This is a genomic window from Oleiphilus sp. HI0079 (assembly GCF_001635105.1).
In genome coordinates, this window is the sequence record NZ_LWFT01000509.1 from 1 (window position 1) to 973 (window position 973).

Below are 973 nucleotides of genomic sequence, written 5' to 3' on the forward strand. Positions count from 1 at the left end.
TCAGGATCAGTATCTAGAGATTGTTGATCAACTGTTTGGCAAGGTCGCTGATCAACGGGCGCTTCATGCCGAGGCAATACGATTCGCGACGAGTAAAGGTGGCCGTAGTGGAAGAGCCGCACGGCAGTTTTACAACGCGTTTAGCGGCAAGCTCTAGCAGTCGTGGCTTGGTTTGAGGACATGCCGTTCGTATCGCGATGATAGTTGTGGCTTAAATGCGCCTGAGGCTAGCGTTCGCATTGAACGAATTTGAGCAAACCGGCTACAAATAGAGGCCTATGCTGATAAAGTGACAGCCAGCGCCGCCTAGCACAAATATATGCCAGAGTTCATGAAAGCCAAATCTGTTATGCAAGTTGGGCCATTTTAATCCGTAAATCACAGCGCCTAGGCTGTAGATAACTCCGCCAGCGATAAGCCACTTGATAGCCATTGGATCGATATTTTGTTTGAGATCTGGGTAGATCAACAAGCTTAACCAGCCTAAGCCCAAATAAAGCAGCGTGCTTAGCCATCTCGGAGCACTTAACCAGAGGATTTTTTTCAGTACTCCGGCAGAAGCTAGAAACCACACCAAACCCAGCGCAGGCCAGCGTAGATTCTCATCTAAACCCACAAGACAAAATGGCGTGTAGGTTCCCGCGATCATGAAATAGATCGCAATATGGTCGATACGCTTGAGTTTCAGAGTGATCGCGTCAGAAAAGTCTGCGAGATGGTAAATTGCGCTCGATAAGAACATGAATAGCATGCCAAGGCCGAAACAAAGATAGCCTGCGATATAGCTGTAGGGCATGTTCTGCGGTGTGTTCACCAGCATAAACGCAATCCCACCAAGAGCAAGGAGGGCGCCTGCAAAGTGACTTAAACCCGAGAAAGGTTCACGGAGCCAGTGGGCGCTTAGATACGTCAGCATGCATGTAGTTCCGATAAAACTGTGGCAGTTGGCGCAAATCGATGAATGCGGAGCGTT

The 973-nt window shown here is 48.9% G+C and carries 2 protein-coding genes; one reads left to right on the plus strand and one right to left on the minus strand.

Going from position 1 to position 973, the window contains the following annotated elements:
- A partial coding sequence (locus A3750_RS06720; RefSeq protein WP_156498464.1) for a DUF815 domain-containing protein occupies window positions 1-157 on the plus strand: 157 nt, incomplete at its 5' end.
- Window positions 158-262: 105 nt separating this feature from the next.
- Here the strand turns inward: A3750_RS06720 and A3750_RS06725 are convergent.
- A partial coding sequence (locus tag A3750_RS06725; RefSeq protein ID WP_231871748.1) for a hemolysin III family protein occupies window positions 263-973 on the minus strand: 711 nt, incomplete at its 5' end.